This is a genomic window from Candidatus Desulfatibia sp. (assembly GCF_036446775.1).
Classification (GTDB): domain Bacteria; phylum Desulfobacterota; class Desulfobacteria; order Desulfobacterales; family UBA11574; genus Desulfatibia_A.
The window spans coordinates 1-3497 of sequence record NZ_JAZFTO010000273.1 but is presented as its reverse complement, the minus strand read 5'-3'; the positions used below and the strand labels follow the sequence as shown (position 1 = coordinate 3497).

At 47.7% G+C, this 3497-nt stretch carries 2 protein-coding genes and 1 pseudogene; all 3 read left to right on the top strand.

Features of this window, described 5'->3' with window-relative positions:
• Nucleotides 1-213, top strand: a pseudogene (locus V3S16_RS12980) (hypothetical protein); the annotation flags it as partial.
• 154 nt (nucleotides 214-367) lie between these two features.
• Nucleotides 368-1168 (top strand): Stp1/IreP family PP2C-type Ser/Thr phosphatase, encoded by an 801-nt coding sequence (locus V3S16_RS12975; RefSeq protein WP_413885595.1) that lies wholly within the window; start codon nucleotides 368-370, stop codon nucleotides 1166-1168.
• A 6-nt stretch (nucleotides 1169-1174) separates the two neighbouring features.
• Nucleotides 1175-3064 (top strand): SUMF1/EgtB/PvdO family nonheme iron enzyme, encoded by a 1890-nt coding sequence (locus V3S16_RS12970; protein WP_413885593.1) that lies wholly within the window; start codon nucleotides 1175-1177, stop codon nucleotides 3062-3064.
• Nucleotides 3065-3497: the final 433 nt, after the last annotated feature.

Sequence of the window (3497 nt, the reverse complement as noted above, 5' to 3'; positions counted from 1 at the left end):
GACAAAAAGCAACAGAACCCGGCTTTGCCCTTGAACAACCCTTTTACCGGAGTTCTCACTCATCTGAGCTATTGGTCGAAAACAAAACATAAGTTCGGCCCCAAATATGTTTACAAGATGAACATGTGGTTCGGTAGGGTCGGATACCAGAAAAAGGACGATAATGCCATTGTCTGGCCGGTTCGATACGCAGAAATAGAAGAAAAGGGATAACCGTTTACGGGTTCTGGGTTCAAAGGTTCAGGGTTCAGGGTTCAGGGGTTCAAAGGTTCAGGGTTCAGGGTTCAGAGGTTAACCCAGAACGGGGAACCCAGAACGGTGAACCTCTGAACCCTGAACCTGTGAACCCATACGAAAAAGGCAAATCATGATTTCCGTAACCATCGGTTCAGCATCGCACATCGGAATGAAAAAAGCCGAAAACCAGGACTACTGCTCCTATCGTATACCCGCTGGCGGTGCTGAAAGCAAAAAAGGAACCCTGCTGGCGTTAGCCGACGGCATGGGCGGCATGGGAGGTGGATCACTGGCTTCAAGAATTGCGGTTGATACGCTCATGGAAACGTATTATAATGATGCATCTGATAATGTGACGGAATCACTGACCAAGGCGTTTCTCAAAGCCAACAAGCAGGTCATAGACAAAGGCGCAGAAAACGTTGAAACCGCAAGGATGGGCTCTACCCTTACTGCGGTTGTTATTACAAAAAACAAAATGTATTACTCCCACGTGGGTGACAGCCGGGGTTATCTTATTTACGGAAACGACATCACCCAGTTTACCGAAGACCATTCCTATGTAACAAGTCTGGTCAAGGCCGGCGTTATTACCGCCGAAGAAGCCGAGACGCATCCTGATCGGCACGTCATAACCAAAGCCATCGGCCTTGAGGCCGAGCTGACAGTCGATGCCGCCCCGATCGACCGTCAAATCGAAAAGAATTTGTATATACTGCTGTGCTGTGACGGCCTGCATGGTGTTGTTTCCGATGAAGTCATAGTAAGCACCCTGACCGCATACCGGGAACCGGATGTTGCAGCTGAAAAACTGGTGGAAAAAGCCAATGAAAACGGCGGCCCTGATAATATCACTGTTCTGATTGCGAGAATAGACAAGGTTGATTTGATCTCAAGCGTTACAAACAGGTTTTTTAATCTTGTGAGGTAATTAAACATGATCAACGAACAATTGGGGGACTATCTGATTACCAAGTCGCTGGGAAAAGGAGGCTTCGGCAGTGTCTGGGAAGCTACGGCCGAAGACGGAGCTACGGTTGCCTTGAAAATCCTTAATCCCCAGGTGCTGGAAAACGAAAAAGTCGTGCGAAAATTTTTTCACGAAGCCATGATCCTGGCCAAGCTGGATCATCCCAATATCTGCCGGCTTATGGAGTTTTTTCCGGATGGAGAAAACTACTGTATTGTCATGGAATACGTCAAGGGCGTTGAATTAAAAAAACTGATCGCCCAGCGCCAAGGCCCGCTGCCCTTTGATCCGGCCTATAATATCGCCAAACTTTGCCTGGATGCCTTTCAGTACGCCCATGTAAACGGAATTTTGCACCGCGATATCAAGCCGGCCAACATTATGATCAACGAGGATCATATTCCCAAAATCATGGATTTCGGGATCGCCAAAATGGGCACGACGGCCTCCCATGATACCGCCGCCAGTATGCTGTCGATTCATTACGTTCCCCCTGAACGCTTTGACAGGAGCACGGAAATTGACGTCCGATCCGATATCTATTCCCTGGCACTGGTTTTATACGAGATGTTTACCGGCCGCAGACCCTTTACCGCCACTGAAACGTCCCAGATTATGTTCAGCCACATGAACGAAATCCCGGATCCCCCTAATAAGTACGCCGAACATCTGCCGGATGAAATCAGCCAGGCTATTTTAAGGGCCCTGGAAAAGAATCCTGACGATCGTTTTGTTGATTTTGCGGAATTCAGCCGGGCCATGGAGATCGATAAGGAAACCCATGATGATGTAACCATGATCTTTGATGAGACCCTTATGGATGCAACTCTTGACATCAAAGCCGCCAAAGAAATAGAAGTCGTGGACGATGTCGTCGTTGTCAAAAAGAAGTCTCCTATGGGGTTGATCGCTACGGTATTAGCTGTCTTGATTATCGTCGGAGCCGGCGTCGGTTATTTTCTTTCCAGGGATAAAGGGCCACCGCCACCGCCACCGGAAGAAATCGAAATCGGGGTGAAAAACAGTAAAGGTTTTTATGAAATCATTTATCCCGGTGACGAAAGCGTCATGGTACTGATCAAAAACGGTGAATTCACCATGGGTTCGGACAAATATTCAGCCGAAAAACCGCCGCAAAAAATATATATGGACAAATACTACATTGATAAATACCTGGTCTCCAATCAACAATATCAAAAATTCGTCGAGACTGCCCAGTATGTAACCGATGCCGAAAAAGAAGGTGCCGGATTGGTGAGAATCGGCCGGCGCTGGAAAAAAATACCGGAAGCCAGTTGGAAAAAACCGGATGGATTGACTGAGATCGAGGGCAAAGAAGATCACCCGGTGTCCCAGGTATCCTATAACGACGCTTCAAGCTATTGCCAGTGGACCGGCAAGGACCTGCCCACGGAGGCCCAGTGGGAAAAGGCTGCCCGGGGTCCTGACGGCAACGAATATCCCTGGGGCAATTCGGAACCGGATGATACTACGGCCAACTATGATAATATCATCGGCGCTACCACGCCGGTAACCGAATACGAAAAAGGCCAGAGCCATTACGGCATGCAGGACATGGGCGGCAACGTGTATCAATGGAATCAGGACTGGTATGCAACCGGCGAAAGGGCCGCTAAAAATCCCGTTGGACCGGAAACAGGAGAGGAGCATGTCATCAAAGGCGGGTCCTTTATTGAAGGCTCCGAAAGTCTGCGTTCAGCCAACCGGGATCGTTATCCGCCCAATTACAGCAGCTTTCTGTTCGGTTTCCGCTGCGCGGCTAAATATCCACTTCCCGATGATAAACTGGAATTAATGGAAAAATTGTCTAACGAAAAGTTGTCAGCACAAAAATAATTCAGCCACTAAGACACGAAGGCACAAAGAAGGAGTACGGATTATAAACCTTTATCAAAAAGAGAAGGTAACTATTCAGCCACTAAGGCACAAAGACACCAACAGATAATAGGTTTAAATTTGGCCCCCTTATCTTAGGAAAATAAAATAATTCTAAAATCTTAGTGCCTTGGTGCCTTTGTGGCAAGATACCTGAGTAGTAACAAAAGAATCATATTATAATCTTAGTGTCTTAGTGCCTTTGTGGCTGAAATAGAGTAAAAAGGTAAAATATGATTTCCGTAACCATCGGTTCAGCATCGCACATCGGAATGAAAAAAGCCGAAAACCAGGACTACTGCTCCTATCGTATACCCGCTGGCGGTGGCGGTGCAGAAAGCAAAAAAGGAACCCTGCTGGCGTTAGCCGACGGTATGGGCGGCATGGGAGGTGG

Excerpts from the sequence above, each read along its gene's own strand:
- V3S16_RS12975 (WP_413885595.1), top strand. The coding sequence starts at position 368 with ATGATTTCCGTAACCATCGGTTCAGCATCGCACATCGGAATGAAAAAA.
- V3S16_RS12970 (WP_413885593.1), top strand. The coding sequence starts at position 1,175 with ATGATCAACGAACAATTGGGGGACTATCTGATTACCAAGTCGCTGGGA.